The organism is Streptomyces sp. NPDC043870 (genome assembly GCF_056435785.1).
Genome location: NZ_JBWKDT010000002.1, coordinates 84,211 through 104,048, shown reverse-complemented (window position 1 = coordinate 104,048; position 19,838 = coordinate 84,211). Strand labels below are relative to the sequence as shown.

20 protein-coding genes are annotated in these 19,838 nt (G+C 71.2%); 9 read left to right on the top strand and 11 right to left on the bottom strand.

What is annotated here, in order from left to right; all coding sequences use genetic code 11:
* Nucleotides 1-3: 3 nt before the first annotated feature.
* Genes AC0699_RS02845 through AC0699_RS02810 form a run of 8 tightly spaced genes read right to left on the bottom strand, consistent with a single transcriptional unit; the run spans nucleotide 4 to nucleotide 6,917 of the window.
* The gene (locus tag AC0699_RS02845; protein WP_478654859.1) at nucleotides 4-1,995 is read right to left on the bottom strand and encodes an NADH-quinone oxidoreductase subunit 5 family protein; all 1,992 of its coding nucleotides are present in this window, start codon (nucleotides 1,993-1,995) and stop codon (nucleotides 4-6) included.
* Nucleotides 1,992-2,351: an NADH-quinone oxidoreductase subunit NuoK gene (gene nuoK, locus AC0699_RS02840; RefSeq protein ID WP_453665963.1), complete on the bottom strand. Its 360-nt coding sequence runs from the start codon at nucleotides 2,349-2,351 to the stop codon at nucleotides 1,992-1,994. Before nuoK ends, AC0699_RS02845 begins: the two co-directional genes overlap by 4 nt.
* Nucleotides 2,351-2,920, bottom strand: coding sequence for an NADH-quinone oxidoreductase subunit J family protein (locus tag AC0699_RS02835; RefSeq protein ID WP_453665975.1), 570 nt, complete (start codon nucleotides 2,918-2,920; stop codon nucleotides 2,351-2,353). The genes nuoK and AC0699_RS02835 overlap by 1 nt, the downstream gene beginning before the upstream one ends.
* Nucleotides 2,920-3,570: a NuoI/complex I 23 kDa subunit family protein gene (locus tag AC0699_RS02830; RefSeq protein WP_478654856.1), complete on the bottom strand. Its 651-nt coding sequence runs from the start codon at nucleotides 3,568-3,570 to the stop codon at nucleotides 2,920-2,922. The genes AC0699_RS02835 and AC0699_RS02830 overlap by 1 nt, the downstream gene beginning before the upstream one ends.
* Nucleotides 3,570-4,538, bottom strand: a complete 969-nt coding sequence (locus AC0699_RS02825; protein ID WP_469769329.1) for a complex I subunit 1/NuoH family protein — start codon at nucleotides 4,536-4,538, stop codon at nucleotides 3,570-3,572. The genes AC0699_RS02830 and AC0699_RS02825 overlap by 1 nt, the downstream gene beginning before the upstream one ends.
* Nucleotides 4,535-5,896: an NADH-quinone oxidoreductase subunit C gene (locus AC0699_RS02820; protein WP_478654853.1), complete on the bottom strand. Its 1,362-nt coding sequence runs from the start codon at nucleotides 5,894-5,896 to the stop codon at nucleotides 4,535-4,537. Before AC0699_RS02820 ends, AC0699_RS02825 begins: the two co-directional genes overlap by 4 nt.
* Nucleotides 5,893-6,525 carry an NADH-quinone oxidoreductase subunit B gene (locus tag AC0699_RS02815; protein WP_478654850.1) on the bottom strand — a complete coding sequence of 211 codons (633 nt, stop codon included), beginning with the start codon at nucleotides 6,523-6,525 and terminating at the stop codon, nucleotides 5,893-5,895. The genes AC0699_RS02820 and AC0699_RS02815 overlap by 4 nt, the downstream gene beginning before the upstream one ends.
* Entirely contained in the window at nucleotides 6,516-6,917 is a 402-nt protein-coding gene (locus AC0699_RS02810; RefSeq protein WP_469769326.1) for an NADH-quinone oxidoreductase subunit A, read from the bottom strand. The genes AC0699_RS02815 and AC0699_RS02810 overlap by 10 nt, the downstream gene beginning before the upstream one ends.
* Before the next feature lie 245 nt (nucleotides 6,918-7,162).
* Between AC0699_RS02810 and AC0699_RS02805 the strand changes: the two genes are divergently transcribed.
* From AC0699_RS02805 to AC0699_RS02785, 5 genes are all read left to right on the top strand, one after another.
* On the top strand, nucleotides 7,163-8,449 hold the full coding sequence (locus AC0699_RS02805) for a sensor histidine kinase (RefSeq protein ID WP_478655482.1): 1,287 nt from the start codon (nucleotides 7,163-7,165) through the stop codon (nucleotides 8,447-8,449).
* A gap of 317 nt (nucleotides 8,450-8,766) precedes the next feature.
* Nucleotides 8,767-10,077: a sensor histidine kinase gene (locus AC0699_RS02800; RefSeq protein WP_478654846.1), complete on the top strand. Its 1,311-nt coding sequence runs from the start codon at nucleotides 8,767-8,769 to the stop codon at nucleotides 10,075-10,077.
* Between the two features lie 285 nt (nucleotides 10,078-10,362).
* The gene (locus AC0699_RS02795; RefSeq protein WP_478655480.1) at nucleotides 10,363-11,022 is read left to right on the top strand and encodes a LuxR C-terminal-related transcriptional regulator; all 660 of its coding nucleotides are present in this window, start codon (nucleotides 10,363-10,365) and stop codon (nucleotides 11,020-11,022) included.
* 238 nt (nucleotides 11,023-11,260) lie between these two features.
* The gene (locus AC0699_RS02790) at nucleotides 11,261-13,207 is read left to right on the top strand and encodes a 2-oxoacid:acceptor oxidoreductase subunit alpha (RefSeq protein ID WP_478654843.1); all 1,947 of its coding nucleotides are present in this window, start codon (nucleotides 11,261-11,263) and stop codon (nucleotides 13,205-13,207) included.
* Nucleotides 13,200-14,261, top strand: coding sequence for a 2-oxoacid:ferredoxin oxidoreductase subunit beta (locus tag AC0699_RS02785; protein WP_478654841.1), 1,062 nt, complete (start codon nucleotides 13,200-13,202; stop codon nucleotides 14,259-14,261). Before AC0699_RS02790 ends, AC0699_RS02785 begins: the two co-directional genes overlap by 8 nt.
* A gap of 52 nt (nucleotides 14,262-14,313) precedes the next feature.
* On the opposite strand, the gene AC0699_RS02780 is transcribed toward AC0699_RS02785, so the two are convergent.
* Entirely contained in the window at nucleotides 14,314-14,652 is a 339-nt protein-coding gene (locus tag AC0699_RS02780; RefSeq protein WP_478655478.1) for a winged helix-turn-helix transcriptional regulator, read from the bottom strand.
* 129 nt (nucleotides 14,653-14,781) lie between these two features.
* On the opposite strand from AC0699_RS02780, the gene AC0699_RS02775 reads away from it, so the two are divergent.
* Both AC0699_RS02775 and rarD read left to right on the top strand, forming a co-directional pair.
* Nucleotides 14,782-15,645: an SDR family oxidoreductase gene (locus AC0699_RS02775; protein ID WP_478654838.1), complete on the top strand. Its 864-nt coding sequence runs from the start codon at nucleotides 14,782-14,784 to the stop codon at nucleotides 15,643-15,645.
* A gap of 158 nt (nucleotides 15,646-15,803) precedes the next feature.
* Nucleotides 15,804-16,712 carry an EamA family transporter RarD gene (gene rarD / locus AC0699_RS02770; protein WP_478655475.1) on the top strand — a complete coding sequence of 303 codons (909 nt, stop codon included), beginning with the start codon at nucleotides 15,804-15,806 and terminating at the stop codon, nucleotides 16,710-16,712.
* Between the two features lie 135 nt (nucleotides 16,713-16,847).
* Here rarD and AC0699_RS02765 read toward each other — a convergent pair whose 3' ends face one another.
* The gene (locus tag AC0699_RS02765; RefSeq protein WP_478654836.1) at nucleotides 16,848-17,450 is read right to left on the bottom strand and encodes a CGNR zinc finger domain-containing protein; all 603 of its coding nucleotides are present in this window, start codon (nucleotides 17,448-17,450) and stop codon (nucleotides 16,848-16,850) included.
* 22 nt (nucleotides 17,451-17,472) lie between these two features.
* On the opposite strand from AC0699_RS02765, the gene AC0699_RS02760 reads away from it, so the two are divergent.
* A complete protein-coding gene (locus tag AC0699_RS02760) occupies nucleotides 17,473-17,922 on the top strand; it encodes a VOC family protein (protein ID WP_478654833.1) in 450 nt (149 codons plus the stop codon).
* An 88-nt stretch (nucleotides 17,923-18,010) separates the two neighbouring features.
* Here the strand turns inward: AC0699_RS02760 and AC0699_RS02755 are convergent, their stop codons facing one another.
* On the bottom strand, nucleotides 18,011-18,244 hold the full coding sequence (locus tag AC0699_RS02755; protein WP_478654831.1) for a hypothetical protein: 234 nt from the start codon (nucleotides 18,242-18,244) through the stop codon (nucleotides 18,011-18,013).
* A 250-nt stretch (nucleotides 18,245-18,494) separates the two neighbouring features.
* On the opposite strand from AC0699_RS02755, the gene AC0699_RS02750 reads away from it, so the two are divergent.
* Nucleotides 18,495-19,826, top strand: a complete 1,332-nt coding sequence (locus tag AC0699_RS02750) for a M28 family peptidase (RefSeq protein WP_478654828.1) — start codon at nucleotides 18,495-18,497, stop codon at nucleotides 19,824-19,826.
* Nucleotides 19,827-19,838: the final 12 nt, after the last annotated feature.

Genomic DNA, 19,838 nt, shown 5'->3' with positions numbered 1-19,838 from the left:
GGCTCACACTCCGGCGGCGACGAGTACGGCGGCGATCGCCAGGACGACGGAGCCGGCCAGCAGGGCGCTGAGGTAGGTCTGCACGTTGCCGGTCTGGGCACGGCGGACGAGCCAGCCCAGCCAGTTGGTACCGGTGCCCGCGCCGCGTACGTACGTGTCGACGACCTCGCGGTCGAGGAAGCGGACCAGCTCGGCGCCGGCCAGGACGGGGCGGACGAACAGGGCGCGGTAGACGGCGTCGACGTGGAAGCCGGCGGCCGCCGGGCGGTGCAGCGGACCGAGCAGCAGCCGGCCCGGGTCGGTGGGGTCGGCCGCGGGGTGCGGCATGTGCAGAGCCTCGGCCTCGACCAGGCCGGGCTCGGCATCGGGGTGGGCGACGATCCGGGGCTGCTCCGGGGCGGGCGCGCCGGCCAGGGCCCGGGCGGCCAGGGCCGTTGTGTGCCGCCAGGTGCCGTAGGTGATCAGTCCGCCGACGAGGGCGACGCCCGTGCCGAGCACGGCGGTGGTGAGCGTCGGGGCCAGGGTCCGTCCGTCGAACCAGTCGTCGACGTAGCCCGCGGTGAGGCCGAAGCCGAGGGAGGGGATGGCGAGCACCCAGAGCACCGCGTTCATGGCGAGGGGCTGCCTGCCGTGGTCGGGGGCCTGCGCCCCGCGGCCCCGGAAGGCGAGAAGCCACAGGCGGGTGGCGTAGGCCGCGGTGAGGAGGGCGGTGAGCAGGCCCGCGACCAGGACGGCCCAGCCGGCCGCGACCGGGGCGGCGTCGCTCTCGCCGAGCGCGGTGTGCTCGGCGGCGACGAGGACGGCTTCCTTGGAGAAGAAGCCGGCGAAGGGAGGAATGGCGGCGAGCGCGAGCAGGGCGATCGTCATCGTCCAGTACGCGTCGGGGATGCGCTTGGCCAGGCCGCCCATCCGGGACATGGCGGTCAGCGAGTTGGTGCCGGCGGCGTGGATGATCACGCCTGCGGCGAGGAAGAGCACTGCCTTGAACGCGCCGTGCGACAGGAGGTGGAAGACGGCGGCGCCGCGGTCGCCGACGGCCAGGGCGCCCGACATATAGCCGAGCTGGCCGATGGTCGAGTAGGCGAGGACACGTTTGATGTCGTCCTGGGCGAGGGCTGCGAGCCCCGAGCCCACCATGGTGACGGCGGCCATCACGGCGAGCACGACGAGGGCTGCCGCGGAGGCGGTGAAAACGGGAAGGAGCCGGGCGATGAAGTAGATGCCGGCGGCGACCATCGTCGCGGCGTGGATGAGCGCCGAGACCGGGGTGGGACCGGCCATGGCGTCGGGGAGCCAGGTGTGCAGCGGGAACTGAGCGGACTTGCCCGCCACGCCCGCGAGGAGCAGCAGCGCCACGAGGGTGGGGTGATCGATGGCCCCGACCGAGACCGCGCCGAGGATCCCGGTGATGCGGAACGTTCCGGCGTCCACGGCGAGCGCGAACAGGCCGAACAGGAAGGGGACGTCGCCGAGCTTGGTGACCAGGAAGGCCTTCAGGGAGGCGGCACGCGCCTCGGGCGTCTCCCAGTAGTGGCCGACCAGGAAGTACGAGCAGATGCCCATGATCTCCCAGCCGACCAGCAGCACCATCAGGTCGCCGGAGTAGACGACGAGCAGCATGGCGGAGGTGAAGAGGGAGACGAGAGCCGCGTACGAGGGGTAGCGCGGGTCGTCGCGCAGATAGCCCGTCGAGTAGATCTGCACGCAGGAGGCCACGACCCCGACGAGGACGGCGACCAGGACCGCGAAGCCGTCGAGGTAGAGGGCGAGGTCGATGGGGACCGAACCCGTGGGGGTGAGCTGGGTGGCGGCGAAGATGGGCTTGCCACCGCCCTGGCGTACGGCGACGAGGACCGCGAGCACGGTCGCGGCCAGCGTCGGCAGAACGGCCAGGGGACGGACGAAACCAGGAGCGGTGCGGCCGAGCAGCAGACCGGCCGCGGCGCCGAGGAACGGAAGGAGGGGGACGAGAACGGCGAGGGTCGTCGTGGTCACGCGGTGGCCTCAGCCTTCTCTGCCGGGGCGGGGGCTTCCGCGGCCTCGGAGCCCTCGGCGGTGTCGCGAAGCTTGTCGATGTCCGAGGTCCCGCGGTTGCGGTACACCATCAGGACGATCGCCAGGCCGATGCCGATCTCCGCGGCGGCGATGGCGATGGTGAACAGGGTCAGCGCCTGGCCGGTGTGCAGCGTGTCGCGAAGCCAGACGTCGAAGGCGACCAGGTTGAGATTGACCGCGTTGAGCATCAGCTCGACGGACATCAGGACCAGGATCGCGTTGCGGCGCGCGAGCACTCCGTACAGGCCGGTGGAGAAGAGGAGGACGGAGAGCACGGCGGGATAGGCGAGATGCATCAGCTCTTCCCCTCTCGGTCCTGGGAGCCCTTGCGGGACAGGACGATCGCGCCGACCAGTGCGGCCAGGAGCAGGACGGAGAGAGCTTCGAACGGCAGCACCCAGTACCGGAAGAGCATCTCGCCGGAGACCCGGGTGGAGCCCTGCGCCGGCCCGTCCAGGTCGATCCAGGTCGTGCGGAACGCATCGACGACCACCCACACCAGGGCGGCCGCGGCGGCGATGGCCACCACGAGGGCGGCCGGGCGGTTGCCCGAGTCGGCGTCCGGGGAGCGGCCGATGGGGGCCTTGGTGAGCATCAGCCCGAAGAGCAGGAGGACCACGACGGAACCGACATAGATCAGCACCTGCACCCAGGCGATGAACTCGGCGGTGAGCAGGAGGTACTCGACGGCGAGACCGCCCAGCGCCACGACCAGCCAGAGGGCTGCGTGCACCAGCTGCCTGGTCGTGACCGTGACAACGGCCGCGGCGAGGGTGGCGATGCCGACGAGGACGAACGCGATCTCGACACCGGTCGGGGACAGGAAGCCGTTGCCGGCTTCGCCGGTGAGGCCGGCGGCGAGCATCATGCCTGTCCTCCCTCGGCGGGCGGCGTGGCGGACCCGCCGGATCCGGCGGCGCCGGACGCGGCGTCGGCCTGCGCGGCGTCGGCCTGCGCGGCGTCGGCCTGCGCGGCTGCGAGCTTCTCGGCGGCCTTGCGGGCTGCCGCGATCTCCTTCGGCTCCTCGGCGGCCGGGTCGAGCGCGGGCGGTGCCGGGACCGTCCACATCCACTCGCGGAGCTTGTCCCGCTCATGGGTGAGTTCGTGGATGTCCGTCTCCGCGTACTCGAACTCCGGAGACCAGAACAGCGCGTCGAAAGGACACACCTCGATGCAGATACCGCAGTACATGCAGAGCGAGAAGTCGATCGCGAAACGGTCGAGGACATTGCGGCTGCGCTCGCGGCCACCGGGCACGGCGGCCGGGACCGTCTCCTTGTGGGAGTCGATGTAGATGCACCAGTCGGGGCACTCACGGGCGCAGAGCATGCAGACCGTGCAGTTCTCCTCGAACAGGCCGATCACGCCGCGCGTGCGGGGCGGGAGTTCGGGCTGCACGTCCGGGTACTGCGCGGTGTGCGAGCGCTTCGTCATCGTCCGCAGGGTGACGGCCAGGCCCTTGGCCAGGCCGGATCCGGGGATACGGAGCCGGGTGGGCGGGAGCGACTCAGTCATTACTGCATCACCACCTTCACGACGCCGGTGAGGGCGATCTGGGCGAGGGCGAGCGGGACGAGCGTCGTCCAGGCGAGCCTCTGCAGCTGGTCCTCGCGAAGCCGCGGATAGGTCACCCGCAGCCAGATCACGACGAACGCGAGCACACTCGTCTTGAGCAGGGTCCAGACCCAGCCGAGGCCCTCGGCGCCGAACGGGCCGTGCCAGCCGCCGAGGAAGAGGACCGTGGTCAGACCGCAGAGGACGACGATGCCGGCGTACTCGGCGAGGAGGAACAGCGCGAAACGCAGTCCCGTGTACTCGGTGTACGCACCGAAGATGATCTCGGAGTCGGCGACCGGCATGTCGAACGGCGGGCGCTGCAGCTCGGCGAGCCCGGCGACGAAGAAGACGAAGGCGCCCACGATCTGCCAGGGCACCCACCACCACTCGAAGGCGTTCAGGATGCCGGGGATGGAGACGGTGCCGGCGGCCATCGCGACCGACGCGGCGGTGAGCAGCATCGGCAGCTCGTACGCGAGCAGCTGAGCGGCGGTACGCAGACCGCCGAGGAGGGAGAACTTGTTGGCCGAGGCCCAGCCCGCCATGAGCGAGCCGAGCACGCCGACACCCATGACGGCGAGCACGAAGAAGATGCCCGCGTCGACGATGATGCCGACCGCGCCCTCGCTCGGGCCGATCGGGATCGCGACCAGCACGAGGAGATAGGGGAGAAGGGCGACGGCGGGGGCGAGCTGGAAGATGCGGCGGTCGGCATTGGCCGGGACCACGTCCTCCTTCTGCGCGAACTTCACTCCGTCCGCGACGAGCTGCGCCCAGCCGTGGAAGCCGCCCGCGTACATGGGACCGAGGCGGCCCTGCATATGGGCCATCACCTTGTGCTCGGTCTGCCCGATGACGAGCGGCAGGACGAGGAACACGGCGAAGACGACGATCAGCCGCAGGGCGACGTCGAGTGCGTCGTTCACGCGGAGTCGCCTCCTGTGGCGTCGTTCGGCTCGTCACCAGGTCCGTCGTCGGACCCTGGCTCCGGCCGGGGGGTGGTCGGTGGGGTGTCGGCCGCGGCGCGGGACGGCGGCTCTCCGTCCGTGGCGGCCTCGGGCTCGGCACCGGCCCGGGGTGCCGTACCTGCCTCGGGCTCGGCACCGGCCGCGGGCTCAGGCTTCGTCCCAGGGCCGGGCTCAGGCTTCGTCCCGGGTTCGTCGAAGGCCGGGCGGGCGTGGTGCCAGGGCGCGTCGGCGGTGCGGGTGCGCGGGGCCTGCGGCGGCGGTGACGTTTCCTCGGCGGCCGGCGCGGCCTGGCTCACCGAGCCGTCGGCCGCACTACGGGAACGGCGCGGTGGTGCCGCGGCCGGGGTGCCCGGGGTCGCTGCTGCCTCCGGCTGCTCGGGGGCCGCCGGGCGCTGGCTCGCCGAACCCTCCGACACGCTGCGGGAACGGCGCGCGGGAGCCGCGGCCGGAGTTCCGGCCTCTTCCGGCGTCTGGCTCGCGGATCCCTCCGCCGCCGTACGCGCCCGGCGCGCCGGAGCCTCGCCGGCCGGGGTGCGGCGCGCCGGGCGTTCGCCGGCGGCGCGTGGGGTACGGGCAGGGCGGGCGGGGGCCGGGGGGAGCTGTCCCTTGAGGGGGCCCCACTCGTTCGGGTCGGGGACACCGGGCGGCAGCATCTGGCGCCGCTTCGGCCCGCCGTGATCGGACTCCCCCGGCTCCTTCGCGCCCGGCCAGGCCTTGGCGACCCGGGCAGCCAGCACGAAGTCCTTGCGCAGCGGGTGCCCCTCGAAGCCCTCCGGGAGGAGCAGCGGGACGAGGTGCGGGTGGCCGGTGAAGTCCACGCCGAACATCTCGTACGTCTCGCGCTCGTGCCAGGCCGCGCCCGCGTAGACCTCCACCGCGGACGCGAGCACCGGCGCCTCGTGCGGAACGGTCGTACGCAGCAGCAGCCGGCGGACCACATGACCACCCGGCACGGCGCCCGGGCCGGCGGCCGAACCGGACTCCGGACCAGCGGCCGAACCAGCGGCCGAACCAGCGGCCGAACCGGACTCCGGACCAGCGTCCGGTCCGGCATCCGGGCCGGAGGCCGAGCCACCGGCCCGGACAGCCGGCGCGGCCTGGAGCGCGACGACGTGCGCGCACACGCGGAAGCCCGCGCCCGGCTCGTCGACGGCGCTCAGCCAGTCGAAATAGGTGCAGCCCAGCTCGTCGCGGGCGGTGCGCAGTGCGTCGGTCCAGGTGGCGGCGGGGACGTCCACCGTCAGCAGGTCGTACGCCTGCTCGGCGGTGGCGTCCGGTCCGAAGCGCTCGGCGATGTCCGTCTCGAACGTGCTCATGAGGCGGCTCCCGGCTCGGACGGGGCAGGAGGCGGGGTGACCAGGCCGCTGCGGAGTTCGCCCACCGAGGCACGGCCGGGGGCCGAGCCGTACCGCTCGCCCAGCGACTCGCGCGCGATCTTCTCCTGCAGTTTGAGGATGCCCTGGAGCAGCGCCTCGGGACGCGGCGGGCAGCCCGGCACGTACACATCGACGGGGATGATCTGGTCGACGCCCTTGGTGACCGAGTACGAGTCCCAGTACGGGCCGCCGCAGTTCGAGCAGGCACCGAAGGAGATGACGTACTTGGGCTCGGGCATCTGCTCGTACAGCCGCTTCACCGCGGGCGCCATCTTGTCGGTCACCGTGCCCGACACGACCATCAGGTCGGCCTGGCGCGGTCCGGGCGCGAAGGGGATCACGCCGAGCCGGATGAAGTCGTGCCGGGCCATCGACGCGGCGATGAACTCGATCGCGCAACAGGCAAGGCCGAAGTTGAAGACCCACAGGCTGTAGCGGCGGCCCCAGTTCAGGACCACCTTCATCGGCTCGGGGGCGAGCCGGGCGAGGGCGCCCAGCCGCTTCGGTTCCGGAAGCAGCACGGGCTCGGGAGCCTGCGCGGAGCCCGGGGTCTGCTGGGTCACGTCCATGTGAGGACGCCCTTCTTCCATGCGTAGAGAATTCCCACGGCCAGGAAGCCGAGGAAGATGAACATCTCCACGAGCGTCGCCGCGCCGTATCCGGCCGCGGCGAACACCGTGGCCCATGGGAACAGGAAGATCGAGTCGACAGCGAAGATCACATACAGGAACGCGTAGACGTAGTAGCGGACCTGGGTGTGGGCCCAGCCCTCCCCCACCGGGTCGACTCCGCATTCGTACGTCAGCATCTTCTCCTGCGTCGGTACGACCGGCCGCAGCAACCGTCCCGCGCCGAAGGCCACCGCGACGAAGAGCACGCCGATCAGGGCGAGCAGTCCGACGACCGAGTAGCTCTGGAAGTAGTCGGCCGCGAGTACGGTCGGTTCGGTGAGTTTCCGCACGTCCGCCCCTCGCTCCCTGCCTGTTCGACGATGCCCGTTCGACGATCTGTACGCACGGGAGTCTAGGCCCTGTTAAAGAGACGGTAAGCAGCCGTGTCACACATCGGACGGCATCAGGCGTCCGGCAGGCGTCCCGCAGCCGCCTCACAGTGGGGATATCCCCACTGTGCCCCCACCCATGTACCCCATGGCGTGCGCGGATACGACCGGGCAGGCTGTGCCGTATGACCCCGACCAGCAGCACCATGGACGAACCCGTGGACGACCCCGTCGACGGCCTCGTGGATGTCCCCGTGGACGCCGTGGACGACCCGGTGGACGACCACGTGGACGACCACGACGGTCCGCCGCCCGCCCGCTTCGCGTACGACCGGCACACCTGGAAGGAGATCGCGCATCTCCTCTCCGACCTGCCGATCGCGATTGCCGGGTTCGTCTACACGGTGGCCATGGTCGCGATCGGCGCGGGGCTGTCGGTGACGGTCGTCGGTCTGCCGCTGCTGGCGGGCGGGCTGGCCGGTTCACGGCTGCTCGGCAGGTCGGAGCGGGCGCGGGCGCGCAAGCTGCTGGGCGTACGGGTGGACGAGCCGAGCCCGCTGCCGCGCCCCCGCGGCGGCGGCTTCTTCTCCTCGCTGTGGACCGGGCTCAAGGACCCCGTGGCCTGGCGGTCCGCGCTGTACGCGTTCATCCGGCTGCCGTGGGGTGTCCTGGCCTTCACCGTGACACTGGTGGGGCTGTTCGTGCTCTGGCCAGTGCTGCCGTACATCGTGCGAGGCATGGCCAACGCCGACCGGGCTATGGTCCGTGGGCTGCTGTCACCGTCCGACGAACTGGAGCGGCGGATCGCCGAACTGGAGTCGGACCGCGGCGTCGTTGTGGACACGGCGGCCGCGGACCTGCGGCGCATCGAGCGCGATCTGCACGACGGCGCCCAGGCCCGGCTGGTCAACCTCGCCATGGGGCTCGGTCTGGCCAGGGAGAAGCTGCTGGAGGGCCAGGCCGACGAAACCGTCGCGGCCATGGTCGACGAGGCGCACGGCGAGGTGAAGCTCGCCCTGCAGGAACTGCGGGACCTGGCACGCGGCATCCACCCGGCCGTCCTCACCGACCGCGGCCTGGACGCGGCGCTCTCCTCCGTCGCTTCCCGCTGCACGGTGCCCGTGCAGGTCACGGTCGATCTGTCGGCCCGGCCGGCCGAGGCGATCGAGGGCATCGCGTACTTCACGGTCTCCGAACTGCTCCAGAACGTCAGCAAGCACAGCGGTGCCCGCACGGCGTCCGTCGAGGTGTGGCGACGCGACGACCGCTTGCTGATCCAGGTACGGGACGACGGCAACGGCGGCGCCTCGCCCTCCGGCGGCACCGGCATGGCCGGGCTCGCGGAGCGGCTCGGCGCGGTCGACGGCCTCTTCGTCGTCGACTCGCCGCGCGGCGGCCCCACCGTCGTCACGGCGGAGCTGCCCTGGCGCGACCGGATGCCGGCCGGCAGCGGCGCCGCGGCGAGGGCGGGGAGCCGTCCCGGTAGCAGGTAGGGGGCGGGGCGCCGTCCCGGTACCAGGCAGGAGGCGGGAGCCGTCCCGGCACCAGGTAGCAGGCGGGAGCCGTCCCGGCACCAGGGGTAGAGGGCGGCGCGCCCCCGTAACCGGTCGGCGGCCTTCCGTCCCCGGCCAGGTAGGGAAAACCCCCGGGCCAAGAGGGATACCGGCCTCATGGTGTGGCGGCGGCGCGGTCAGCAGTCTTGAGGGAGTACCGCGATCAGCAGCACAGGCACGGTACGCAGCACTCAGCACTCAGCACGCAGCACGCAGCACGCAGCACCCGCCGCCGAGCAGAACGGACGACCACGACGATGGCCACGGCATACGAACCGGAGCACCGGGCCCACCTCCTCCCCCCGGCACTGCGCGCGCCGTTCGAGGGCCGCACCTGGCGAGAGTTCGGCTACCTCATGCTGAACCTGCCGCTCAGCATCGTCTTCTTCTCGCTCGCCGTGACGCTGACGGCGGCCGGTGCCGGCCTGGTGGTCACCTTCCTCGGCATCCCGGTCCTCGCCGGAGCCCTCGCCATGTGCCGAGGCTTCGGCGCGCTGGAGCGGAGCCGGGCGCGCGGGCTGCTGCGGCTGGACATCGCCGACCCTGCACCGGTCCGGCCCGAGCGGCACGGGCCGATGTCCTGGATGGGCGCGATGCTGAAGAGCGGGGTGTCCTGGCGGCATCTGCTGTACGCGATGGTGCACATGCCGTGGGCGGTGTTCGCGTTCTGTGTCTCGCTGACCTTCTGGGCGTACGGCTGGGCCTTCCTCACGTACCCGCTGTGGCAGTGGGTGTTCCCCGTGTACGCCGGCATCGACGGGCTCCAGCTGTACGGCGACAGAACACACAGCTTCTACCTCGACTCGCCCTTCGAGCTGGCCTTGACCAGCACGATCGGGCTGCTGTTCGTCCTGATCACGCCGTGGATCATCCGCGGGCTGACCACGGTGGACCGGCTGTTCGTGAGGGGACTGCTCGGGCCGTCCCGGCTGGAGGGCCGCGTCGTCGAGCTGGAGTCGGACCGCGGCGTCGTCGTGGACACGGCGGCCGCGGACCTGCGGCGCATCGAGCGCGATCTGCACGACGGCGCCCAGGCCCGGCTGGTCAACCTGGCCATGGACCTGGGGCTGGCCAAGGAGAAACTGGCCGAGGATCCGCGGGCGGCGGCGCGGATGGTGGAGGAGGCGCACGGCGAGGTGAAGACGGCGCTCCAGGAACTCCGGGATCTGGCGCGCGGCATCCACCCGGCCGTCCTCACCGACCGCGGCCTGGACGCCGCGCTCTCCGCCGTGGCCTCACGCTGCACGGTGCCGGTCCGGGTGGAGGTCGACCTGCCCGCGCGGCCGGCCCCGGCGATCGAGGGCATCGCGTACTTCACGGTCTCCGAGCTGCTCCAGAACGTCAGCAAGCATGCGCAGGCGGGGCAGGCGTCGGTGGATGTGTGGCGTACGGAGGACCGGCTGATGCTTCAGGTCTCCGACGACGGGCGGGGCGGGGCGGAGGTCTCCGCCGGCAGCGGGCTGGCCGGGCTGACCGAGCGGCTCGACGCGGTCGACGGGATCCTCGTGGTCGACTCGCCGGCGGGCGGGCCGACGACGGTGACGGCGGAGCTGCCCTGGCGTGGGTGAGCGGGGCGTGGCCCCGGTGTCGGGCGTGGCCCCACACCGGGTACACCCCGCTGCACCCCGGTGTCGGGCCGGCCCCGCGCCGGAGCCCGATTGCCGAGTGCGGACGCCCACGGACCAGGGCCGCGTGGCCGGCACCCCGCAGAACGGCAGCCCCAGCACACCCCCGGCCCCCTTCCCAACCTCACCGCACGCACCCCGCCATGCTGCGATGCTGGAGCACGCAGGCGCGTCGCCCTTCCGACGCGCGCACCGACACAGGGGGGACAAAAGGTCGTGGAGGACAGGGTGCGGGTGGTCATCGCCGAGGATTCCGTGTTGCTGCGGGAGGGCCTCACCCGGCTGCTGACCGATCGCGGGCACGACGTGGTCGCGGGCGTCGGGGACGCCGACGCGCTGATCAAGACCGTCGACGATCTCGCCGCGCAGCAGTCACTGCCCGACGTCGTGGTCGCCGACGTGCGGATGCCGCCCACCCACACCGACGAGGGCGTGCGCGCGGCGGTACGGCTGCGCCGCGATCACCCCGGGATCGGCGTGCTCGTGCTGTCGCAGTACGTGGAGGAGCGGTACGCCACCGAGCTGCTCGCCGGGAGCAGCCGCGGCGTGGGCTATCTGCTGAAGGACCGCGTCGCCGAGGTGCGCGAATTCGTGGACGCCGTCGTCAGGGTCGCCCGGGGCGGCACCGCGCTGGACCCGGAGGTGGTGGCGCAGCTGCTGGGGCGGAGCCGTAAGCAGGACGTCCTGACCGGGCTGACGCCGCGCGAGCGGGAGGTCCTGGGCCTGATGGCGGAGGGCCGTACGAACTCGGCGATCGCGAAGCAGCTGGTGGTGAGCGACGGCGCGGTGGAGAAGCACGTCAGCAACATCTTCCTGAAGCTCGGATTGTCCCCGAGCGACGGCGATCACCGGCGTGTACTGGCCGTGCTGACCTATCTCAACTCATAGTTGCCTGACACTGTGTCAGAGTCAGTTTCCGCGAGAACCGCACGATAGGCGGGGGCGTCTTCAAGAGAAGGACCCGGGGGGGCGAACAGAACATGGCATACCAGGGCACAGGGGCGTCTCAAATTGACGTCCAGTATATGAGCGGTACCGGGAAGGCGACCCTTACCGACGTAGGGTTGACCTTGGAGCGACCGGTGAGCCGGCCGCAGCCCAGCCGCCTCGAAGGAGGTCCAGTTCAGTGACCAGCCAGGTCAGTAGCCCAGCCGAGCACGCAGACGAGGCAGACGAGGGCGGCGAGGCTCTCGTCGGGGGGCCGCGGCAGCCCCCCGGCACGAAAGAGGTACGCCACCTCGACCGGGTGATCATTCGGTTCGCGGGTGATTCCGGTGACGGTATGCAGCTGACAGGTGACCGTTTCACGTCGGAGACGGCGTCTTTCGGTAATGACCTGTCCACGCTGCCGAACTTCCCGGCCGAGATCCGCGCCCCCGCCGGCACCCTGCCCGGTGTCTCCAGCTTCCAGCTGCACTTCGCCGACCACGACATCCTCACCCCCGGCGACGCGCCGAACGTGCTGGTGGCGATGAATCCTGCCGCGCTCAAGGCCAACATCGGCGACGTCCCGCGCGGCGGCGAGATCATCGTGAACACCGACGAATTCGCCAAACGCGCCATGGCCAAGGTCGGCTACGACACCAGTCCGCTCGAGGACGGCTCGCTCGACGGCTACAACGTCCACCCCGTACCCCTGACGACCCTCACGATCGAGGCGCTCAAGGACCTCGGGCTCTCCCGCAAGGAAGCCGAACGCTCGAAGAACATGTTCGCGCTCGGCCTGCTGTCGTGGATGTACCACCGGCCCACCGAAGGCACCGAGAAGTTCCTGCGGGCCAAGTTCGCGAAGAAGCCCGCCATCGCCGAGGCGAACGTGGCCGCCTTCAGAGCCGGCTGGAACTTCGGCGAGACCACCGAGGACTTCGCCGTCTCCTACGAGGTCGCCCCCGCGACGACCGCCTTCCCGCCGGGCACCTACCGCAACATCTCCGGAAACCTGGCGCTGTCCTACGGGCTGATCGCCGCGTCCCAGCAGGCCGACCTGCCTCTCTACCTCGGCTCGTACCCGATCACCCCGGCCTCCGACATCCTGCACGAACTGTCGAAGCACAAGAACTTCGGGGTGCGCACCTTCCAGGCGGAGGACGAGATCGCCGGCATCGGCGCCGCGCTGGGCGCCGCGTTCGGCGGCTCGCTCGCGGTCACCACCACCTCCGGCCCCGGCGTCGCGCTCAAGAGCGAGACGATCGGGCTGGCGGTCTCCCTGGAGCTGCCGCTGCTGATCGTGGACATCCAGCGCGGCGGTCCCTCCACCGGACTGCCGACCAAGACCGAGCAGGCCGATCTGCTGCAGGCCATGTACGGCCGCAACGGTGAGGCCCCGGTCCCCGTCGTGGCCCCCAGGACCCCGGCGGACTGCTTCGACGCGGCCCTGGACGCCGCCCGCATCGCGCTGACCTACCGCACCCCGGTGTTCCTGCTGTCCGACGGCTACCTCGCCAACGGCTCGGAACCGTGGCGGATCCCCGATGTCGACGAACTGCCCGATCTGCGCACCCGGTTCGCGACCGGACCCAACCACACCCTGGACGACGGCACCGAGGTCTTCTGGCCGTACAAGCGCGACCCCCAGACCCTGGCCCGGCCCTGGGCCGTGCCCGGCACCCCCGGCCTGGAACACCGCATCGGCGGCATCGAGAAGCAGGACGGCACCGGGAACATCTCCTACGACCCGGCCAACCACGACCTCATGGTCCGCACCCGCCAGGCCAAGATCGACGGCATCGAGGTGCCGGATCTGACGGTCGACGACCCCGACGACGCGAAGACCCTGGTCCTGGGCTGGGGATCCACGTACGGGCCGATCACCGCCGCCGTCCGCCGGCTGCGAATCGCCGGCCTCCCCATCGCGCAGGCCCATCTGCGCCACCTCAACCCCTTCCCCCGGAATCTGGGAGAGGTCCTGGAGCGTTACGAGAAGGTAGTGGTGCCGGAGATGAACCTCGGCCAGCTCGCCACCCTGATCCGCGCGAAGTATCTGGTCGACGCCCACTCCTACAACCAGGTCAACGGCATGCCGTTCAAGGCCGAGCAGCTCGCCACGGCTCTCAAGGAGGCCATCAATGACTGAGACAGCGTCCTCATTGCTGTCCCTGGTTCCGAAGGCCGAGGCCAAGCAGTCCATGAAGGACTTCAAGTCGGACCAGGAGGTCCGGTGGTGCCCCGGCTGCGGTGACTACGCGATCCTCGCCGCCGTGCAGGGCTTCATGCCCGAGCTCGGCCTGGCGAAGGAGAACATCGTCTTCGTCTCCGGCATCGGCTGCTCCTCCCGCTTCCCGTACTACATGAACACCTACGGGATGCACTCCATCCACGGCCGCGCTCCGGCGATCGCGACCGGACTCGCCTCCTCCCGCCGCGACCTGTCCGTCTGGGTCGTCACGGGCGACGGCGACGCTCTGTCCATCGGCGGCAACCACCTCATCCACGCCCTGCGCCGCAACGTCAACCTCAAGATCCTGCTCTTCAACAACCGGATCTACGGACTGACCAAGGGCCAGTACAGCCCCACGTCCGAAGTCGGCAAGATCACAAAGTCGACGCCGATGGGCTCCCTCGACGCGCCCTTCAACCCGGTCTCACTGGCCATCGGCGCGGAGGCGTCCTTCGTCGCCCGCACCATCGACTCCGACCGCAAGCACCTCACCGAGGTGCTGCGCGCGGCGGCCGACCACCCGGGCACGGCGCTGGTGGAGATCTACCAGAACTGCAACATCTTCAATGACGGCGCCTTCGACGCCCTCAAGGACAAGCAGCAGGCCGAGGAGGCCGTGATCCGGCTGGAGCACGGGCAGCCGATCCGCTTCGGCACCGACAACGCCAAGGGCGTGCTCCGCGACCCGGCCACCGGCGACCTCAAGGCCGTCACCGTCACTCCCGAGAACGAGTCGCAGATCCTCGTCCATGACGCCCACAGCGCCAGCCCCACCACCGCGTTCGCGCTGTCCCGGCTCGCCGACCCGGACACCCTGCGCCACACCCCCATCGGCGTGTTCCGCAGCACCGACCGCCCGGTCTACGACACCCAGATGTCCGACCAGCTCGACACCGCCATCGAACAGAACGGCAAGGGCGACCTGACCGCACTGCTCACCGGCAACGACACCTGGACCGTCGTCGGCTGACCCTCCAGGTCCCGCGCGGTGCCATGAGGTCCCACGAGGCCCGGATCTCCTCTCAGGAGGTCCGGGCCTCGTCGTATGCGGCGCGCGCCCGCTCCACGTCCTCGACGCGCCGCTCGGTCCAGCGCGCCAGCGCCCACACCTGGTCGGCGGCCTCCTTGCCGAGTGCGGTGAGGGAATAGTCCACGCGCGGCGGGATGACGGGCTTGGCGTCGCGGTGGACGAAGCCGTCTCGCTCCAGGGTCTGCAGCGTCTGGGCCAGCATCTTCTCGCTGACGCCGCCGACGGTCCGGCGCAGCTCGCTGAAGCGGTACGAACGCTCCAGCAGGGCGGCGAGGATCAGGACGCCCCAGCGGCTGGTGACGTGCTCCAGGACGATGCGGGACGGGCACATCGTGTCGTTGACGTCGGGCTTCCTGCTTACGTTCACACCAGTACCTTACTTCAAAGTGGGTACTTTCGCAGAGTTAGCGCTCACCGTAGGGTCGGTACCCGAGCCCCTACGAAACGGAGAAATCCCCCCATGAGCATCGTCGTCACCGGAGCCACCGGACAGCTCGGCCGTCTCGTCATCGAGCACCTCCTCGCCACCGGCGTCCCCGCCGGAACCATCGCCGCGGTCGTACGGAACCAGGAGAAGGCCGCCGACCTGGCCGACCGCGGTATCGCCGTGCGGGTTGCCGACTACAGCGCGCCGGAGACGCTCGCCGGAGCGTTCCGGGCCGGCGACCGGGTGCTGCTGATCTCCGGCAGCGAGATCGGCCGGCGCGTGCCGCAGCACACGGCGGTCATCGCGGCCGCGAAGGAGGCGGGCGTCGCCCAGCTCGCCTACACCGGCGTCCTCGGCGGCCCCGACGCCGACTTCACGCTCGCCGACGAGCACAAGGCCACCGAGCAGGCGGTCCTCGACTCCGGCCTGCCCTACACCTTCCTGCGCAACGGCTGGTACACCGAGAACTACACCGGCAACCTGGCCCCGGTGCTGGAGCACGGCGCCGTCGTCGCCAACGCGGGCGAGGGCCGGGTCGCCTCCGCCGCCCGCGCCGACTACGCCGCCGCCGCAGCCGCCGTACTGACCGGCGAGGGCCACCTCGGCCGGGCTTACGAGCTCAGCGGCGACACCGCCTGGTCGCTCGCCGAGTACGCGGCCGAGGTCGCCCGGCAGTCCGGCGAGGACATCGCGTACACCGACGTGCCCGCCGAGGCGCACCAGCAGATCCTGACCGGCGCGGGTGTGCCGGAGGCCTTCGCCGCGATCCTCGTCGACGTGGACCACGCCATCGGGCGCGGGCTGCTCGCCGGTACGAGCGGCGACCTGGCGCGACTCATCGGGCGGCCCACGACGCCGCTGGCCGACACGGTCGCCGAGGCCCTCGCGCGCCGCTGACCGGAGCGTCATGACCGTATCGCGATACGGACATGACAGCCTGCCCTGCTCGGCGCTACCTTCGACGAGGACAGCGCGGCGCAGGGCAGGACAGGGGAGGCTCAGTGAAGGACAGCGAGCAGCGGGCAGGACTGCTTTACGGGATCGGCGCCTACGGCATGTGGGGCCTGGTCCCGCTCTTCTGGCCGTTGCTGAAGCCGGCCGGCGCCGTCGAGATCCTCGCCCACCGCATGGTGTGGTCGCTGGCCGTCGTCGCCGTCGCCCTGCTGGCGCTGCGCCGCTGGGGCTGGGTACGGGAGTTGCTGCGCGAGCCGCGCAAGCTCGGCCTGATCTCGGTCGCCGCGGCGGTCATCACCGTCAACTGGGGCCTCTACATCTGGGCCGTCAACGCCGGCCAGGTCGTGGAGGCCTCGCTCGGCTACTTCATCAATCCGCTGGTCACCATCGCGATGGGCGTGCTGCTGCTGAACGAGCGACTGCGGCCGGCGCAGTGGGCGGCGGTCGGCATCGGCTTCGCCGCGGTGCTGGTGCTGGCGGTCGGGTACGGGCGGCCGCCGTGGATCTCGCTGGTCCTGGCGTTCTCGTTCGCCGTCTACGGGCTGATCAAGAAGAAGACCAACATCGGGGGTCTCGAGTCGCTGGCGGCCGAGACGGCGGTGCAGTTCCTGCCCGCGCTCGCCTATCTGCTGTGGCTGGGTTCGCAGGGCTCGGCCGACTTCGGTGCGCACGGCGCGGGGCATGCGGCACTGCTCGCGGCGACCGGGATCGTCACCGCCGTGCCGCTGGTCTGCTTCGGCGCCGCGGCGATCCGGGTGCCCCTCTCGACGCTGGGACTGCTGCAGTATCTGGCGCCGCTCTTCCAGTTCCTGCTGGGCGTCGTGTACTTCCACGAGGCCATGCCTCCCGAGCGGTGGGCGGGCTTCTCGCTGGTCTGGCTCGCCCTGACCATCCTCACCTGGGACGCCCTGCGCACCGCCCGTCGCAACAAGGCGGAGGCGCTCCGCCTGGCCGAGGCGCGGGCGACCGGGGTTCCGGGCGCAGTGAAGAGCCCCGAACCCGCCGCCTGACCGGGACGCGGCGGCCAGGGGCCCGCCGGGACACCCTGACGTGGCGGGTTCGGCCACCGCGGGCGGTGCCGGGCCGGGCCGCCGGCTGCGGACCGCGGGTGGTTCGTGCCCAGGGGCCCGGGGGCCGAGCCTCCTTCAGGAGGCGTGGCGGGCCCGGTGGGTCCGGACCTTGTGACGGTTGCCGCAGCGTTCCATCGCGCACCAGCGGCGGCGTCCCGGCCGTGAGGTGTCCACGAAGAGCAGGCCGCAGTCGTGGGCGCCGCATTCGCGGATGCGGTCGGCGTACGGGCCGGTGAAGAGGTCGATGGCATCGCGCGCGACGGTGGACACGAGCTGGGTGCCGGTCGCGCCCGGAGCCCACGCGCGGGTGGCGTCGGGGGCGAGGCGGGCGACCAGCGCGGGCGCCGCCGCCGCGTCGTTCAGCACCGCCACATCGGCCGGGTCCGCCGCCCGGCCGTGGGCGCGGGCCCGCGTCAGTCCCCACAGGGCGTCGCGGAGGGCGCGCGCCTCGGCGGCCTCCGCGGCGGTCACGGTGAGCGGCAGACCCGGGGCGAGCCGGCTCGCCTCCGCCCAGCGCACCAGGCCCTCCGGTTCGTCCAGCACCTCGTAGCGGGCAAGGGCGCCCGGGCCGCCGGTGGTCAGCAGCTCCAGGCAGAGCGCGCCCGGGTCGAAGCGGTACGACCGCCCCTCCGGGGTGTGGAGGACGAGTCCGGGCGAGTCCGTTGCGCCTTCGTTCATGTAACCAGTATAAGTGGTTGCCATGACGATGCACTGGAAACTCGTGATCGACGCGACCGACCCGCTCGCCCAGGCCGACTTCTGGGCCGAGGCCCTCGACTACGTGACCGAGGACAACAGCGCCCTCATCGAGCGGCTGCTCGGCATCGGAGCCGCACCGGAATCCGCGACCACCGACTGGCACGACCGTCGCGCATGGCGGGATCTGGCCGCCGTCCGGCATCCGGACGATCCGTACGACAAGGACACGGGCGCCGGCCTGGGCAGGCGGCTGCTGTTCCAGCGGGTGCCGGAGGCGAAGACCGTCAAGAACCGCCTCCATCTCGACCTGCACCCCGGCCCCGGGCTGCGCGACGCGGAGGTCGCCCGGCTGGAGCAGCTGGGTGCGACGGTGCTGCACCAGGTGAAGGAGCCCGGGGGCGAGTGGTGCGTCATGCAGGACCCCGAGGGCAACGAGTTCTGCGTGCAATAGGGCCTGTCCGGTGGATCAGGCCGGATCAGCGAGTCGCATGAGACCGCGAGCCCGGCAAGATCCGCAGGACAGAACCTGGCGGGACGGGCTACCGTCCGTCCCGCTCCTCCTCCCAGCGGAAGTCCGCCAGAGCCGCCGGCTCCCCGGCCGGCTCGGCGGCGCCCCGCCAGTGAAGGACCGCGCGCAGGACGAGCACCAGCGCACCCCCGGTCAGTCCCATCACAAGGACCGTCCCGGCCACGACGAGCAGGATCCCGACCGCGCCCCGCTCGGCCAGCGCCCACGCGATCCGGCCGAGGTCCATACACCCGCACGCCGGCATGGAGGCAGCGTGCCCGCGCCCGGGCCCGGGGAGACGACACGTGCCCAAAACGCCGTCCGGCGTTGACCGTTCCGCGATGTCCGGCTATCGAACCCGACTGACCGGTTTCCGCCCTTGACGGTCAGTCAACATCTCGCTGAACATTCAGCACACACGCCGCACCCGCACAGCTCCAGCCTCCTGGGATTCCGTCGTCTCAGGGGGTCTCGCACGTTCCGTCCTGTCCCCGTACGGAATCCGGAGCCCCCACATGACCCACTCCGCGCACAGACGCACTGCCGCAGCCGCGGCACTCGCCCTCGCCGGGCTGCTCACCGCGGCCGTACCGGCCGCCACGGCAGCGAACGCCGCACCGAGCGCCGCCCCTTCCCCGGCGGCGCTCGCCGCGCCCGACATCCCGCTGGCCAACGTCAAGGGCCATCTCTCCCAGCTCCAGTCGATCGCGACCGCCAACGGCGGCAACCGCGCACACGGCCGGACCGGCTACAAGGCCTCGATCGACTATGTGAAGGCCAAGCTCGACGCGGCCGGATTCACCACCACCCTGCAGCAGTTCACCTCCTCCGGCGCCACCGGCTACAACCTGATAGCCGACTGGCCGGGCGGTGACGCGAACCAGGTGCTGATGGCCGGCGCCCATCTCGACTCGGTCAGTTCCGGACCGGGCATCAACGACAACGGCTCGGGTTCCGCAGGCGTCCTGGAAACGGCCCTCGCCGTCTCCCGCGCCCAGCTGCAGCCGGCGAAGCACCTCCGTTTCGCCTGGTGGGGCGCGGAGGAGCTCGGCCTCGTCGGGTCGAAGTACTACGTCAACAACCTTCCGTCCACGGACCGTTCGAAGATCTCCGGCTATCTCAACTTCGACATGATCGGGTCGCCGAACCCGGGCTACTTCGTCTACGACGACGACCCGACGATCGAGCAGACCTTCAAGGACCACTTCGCCGGGCTCGGTGTGCCGACGGAGATCGAGACCGAGGGCGACGGCCGCTCGGACCACGCCTCGTTCAAGAACGTCGGGATACCGGTGGGCGGCCTGTTCACCGGCGCCAGCCGTACGAAGTCGAGCGCGCAGGCCCAGAAGTGGGGCGGCACGGCCGGGCAGGCCTTCGACCGCTGCTACCACTCGTCCTGCGATACGACGTCGAACATCGACGACACCGCGCTCGACCGGAACAGCGACGCGATCGCGCACGCCGTATGGACGCTGTCCGCCGGGACGACCGTCCCGCCCGGCGACGTCTACGAGAGCACCACTGATGTCGCGATACCGGACAACGGTGCCGCGGTGACATCGTCCGTCACCGTGACCGGCCGTACGGGGAACGCGCCCGCGACGCTCAAGGCGAGCGTCGACATCAAGCACACCTGGCGCGGCGACCTGGTCGTCGATCTGCTGGCGCCCGACGGCACGGCCTACCGGCTGAAGAACTCCAGCGGAAGCGACTCGGCGGACAACGTCATCGCGACGTACACCGTGAACGCGTCGAGCGAGGTCGCCAACGGCGCCTGGAAGCTCAGGGTGCAGGACGTGGCGGCCCTGGACACCGGCTACATCGACAGCTGGAGGCTCACTTTCTGAGCCTCTCTCCCT

Coding starts and splice junctions, on each gene's coding strand:
- nuoK (WP_453665963.1), bottom strand. CDS start 2,351: ATGCATCTCGCCTATCCCGCCGTGCTCTCCGTCCTCCTCTTCTCCACC.
- AC0699_RS02835 (WP_453665975.1), bottom strand. CDS start 2,920: ATGCTCGCCGCCGGCCTCACCGGCGAAGCCGGCAACGGCTTCCTGTCC.
- AC0699_RS02830 (WP_478654856.1), bottom strand. CDS start 3,570: ATGACTGAGTCGCTCCCGCCCACCCGGCTCCGTATCCCCGGATCCGGC.
- AC0699_RS02820 (WP_478654853.1), bottom strand. CDS start 5,896: ATGAGCACGTTCGAGACGGACATCGCCGAGCGCTTCGGACCGGACGCC.
- AC0699_RS02815 (WP_478654850.1), bottom strand. CDS start 6,525: ATGGACGTGACCCAGCAGACCCCGGGCTCCGCGCAGGCTCCCGAGCCC.
- AC0699_RS02805 (WP_478655482.1), top strand. CDS start 7,163: ATGGACGAACCCGTGGACGACCCCGTCGACGGCCTCGTGGATGTCCCC.
- AC0699_RS02800 (WP_478654846.1), top strand. CDS start 8,767: ATGGCCACGGCATACGAACCGGAGCACCGGGCCCACCTCCTCCCCCCG.
- AC0699_RS02785 (WP_478654841.1), top strand. CDS start 13,200: ATGACTGAGACAGCGTCCTCATTGCTGTCCCTGGTTCCGAAGGCCGAG.
- AC0699_RS02780 (WP_478655478.1), bottom strand. CDS start 14,652: ATGTGCCCGTCCCGCATCGTCCTGGAGCACGTCACCAGCCGCTGGGGC.
- AC0699_RS02775 (WP_478654838.1), top strand. CDS start 14,782: ATGAGCATCGTCGTCACCGGAGCCACCGGACAGCTCGGCCGTCTCGTC.
- rarD (WP_478655475.1), top strand. CDS start 15,804: ATGTGGGGCCTGGTCCCGCTCTTCTGGCCGTTGCTGAAGCCGGCCGGC.
- AC0699_RS02765 (WP_478654836.1), bottom strand. CDS start 17,450: ATGAACGAAGGCGCAACGGACTCGCCCGGACTCGTCCTCCACACCCCG.
- AC0699_RS02760 (WP_478654833.1), top strand. CDS start 17,473: ATGACGATGCACTGGAAACTCGTGATCGACGCGACCGACCCGCTCGCC.
- AC0699_RS02755 (WP_478654831.1), bottom strand. CDS start 18,244: ATGCCGGCGTGCGGGTGTATGGACCTCGGCCGGATCGCGTGGGCGCTG.
- AC0699_RS02750 (WP_478654828.1), top strand. CDS start 18,495: ATGACCCACTCCGCGCACAGACGCACTGCCGCAGCCGCGGCACTCGCC.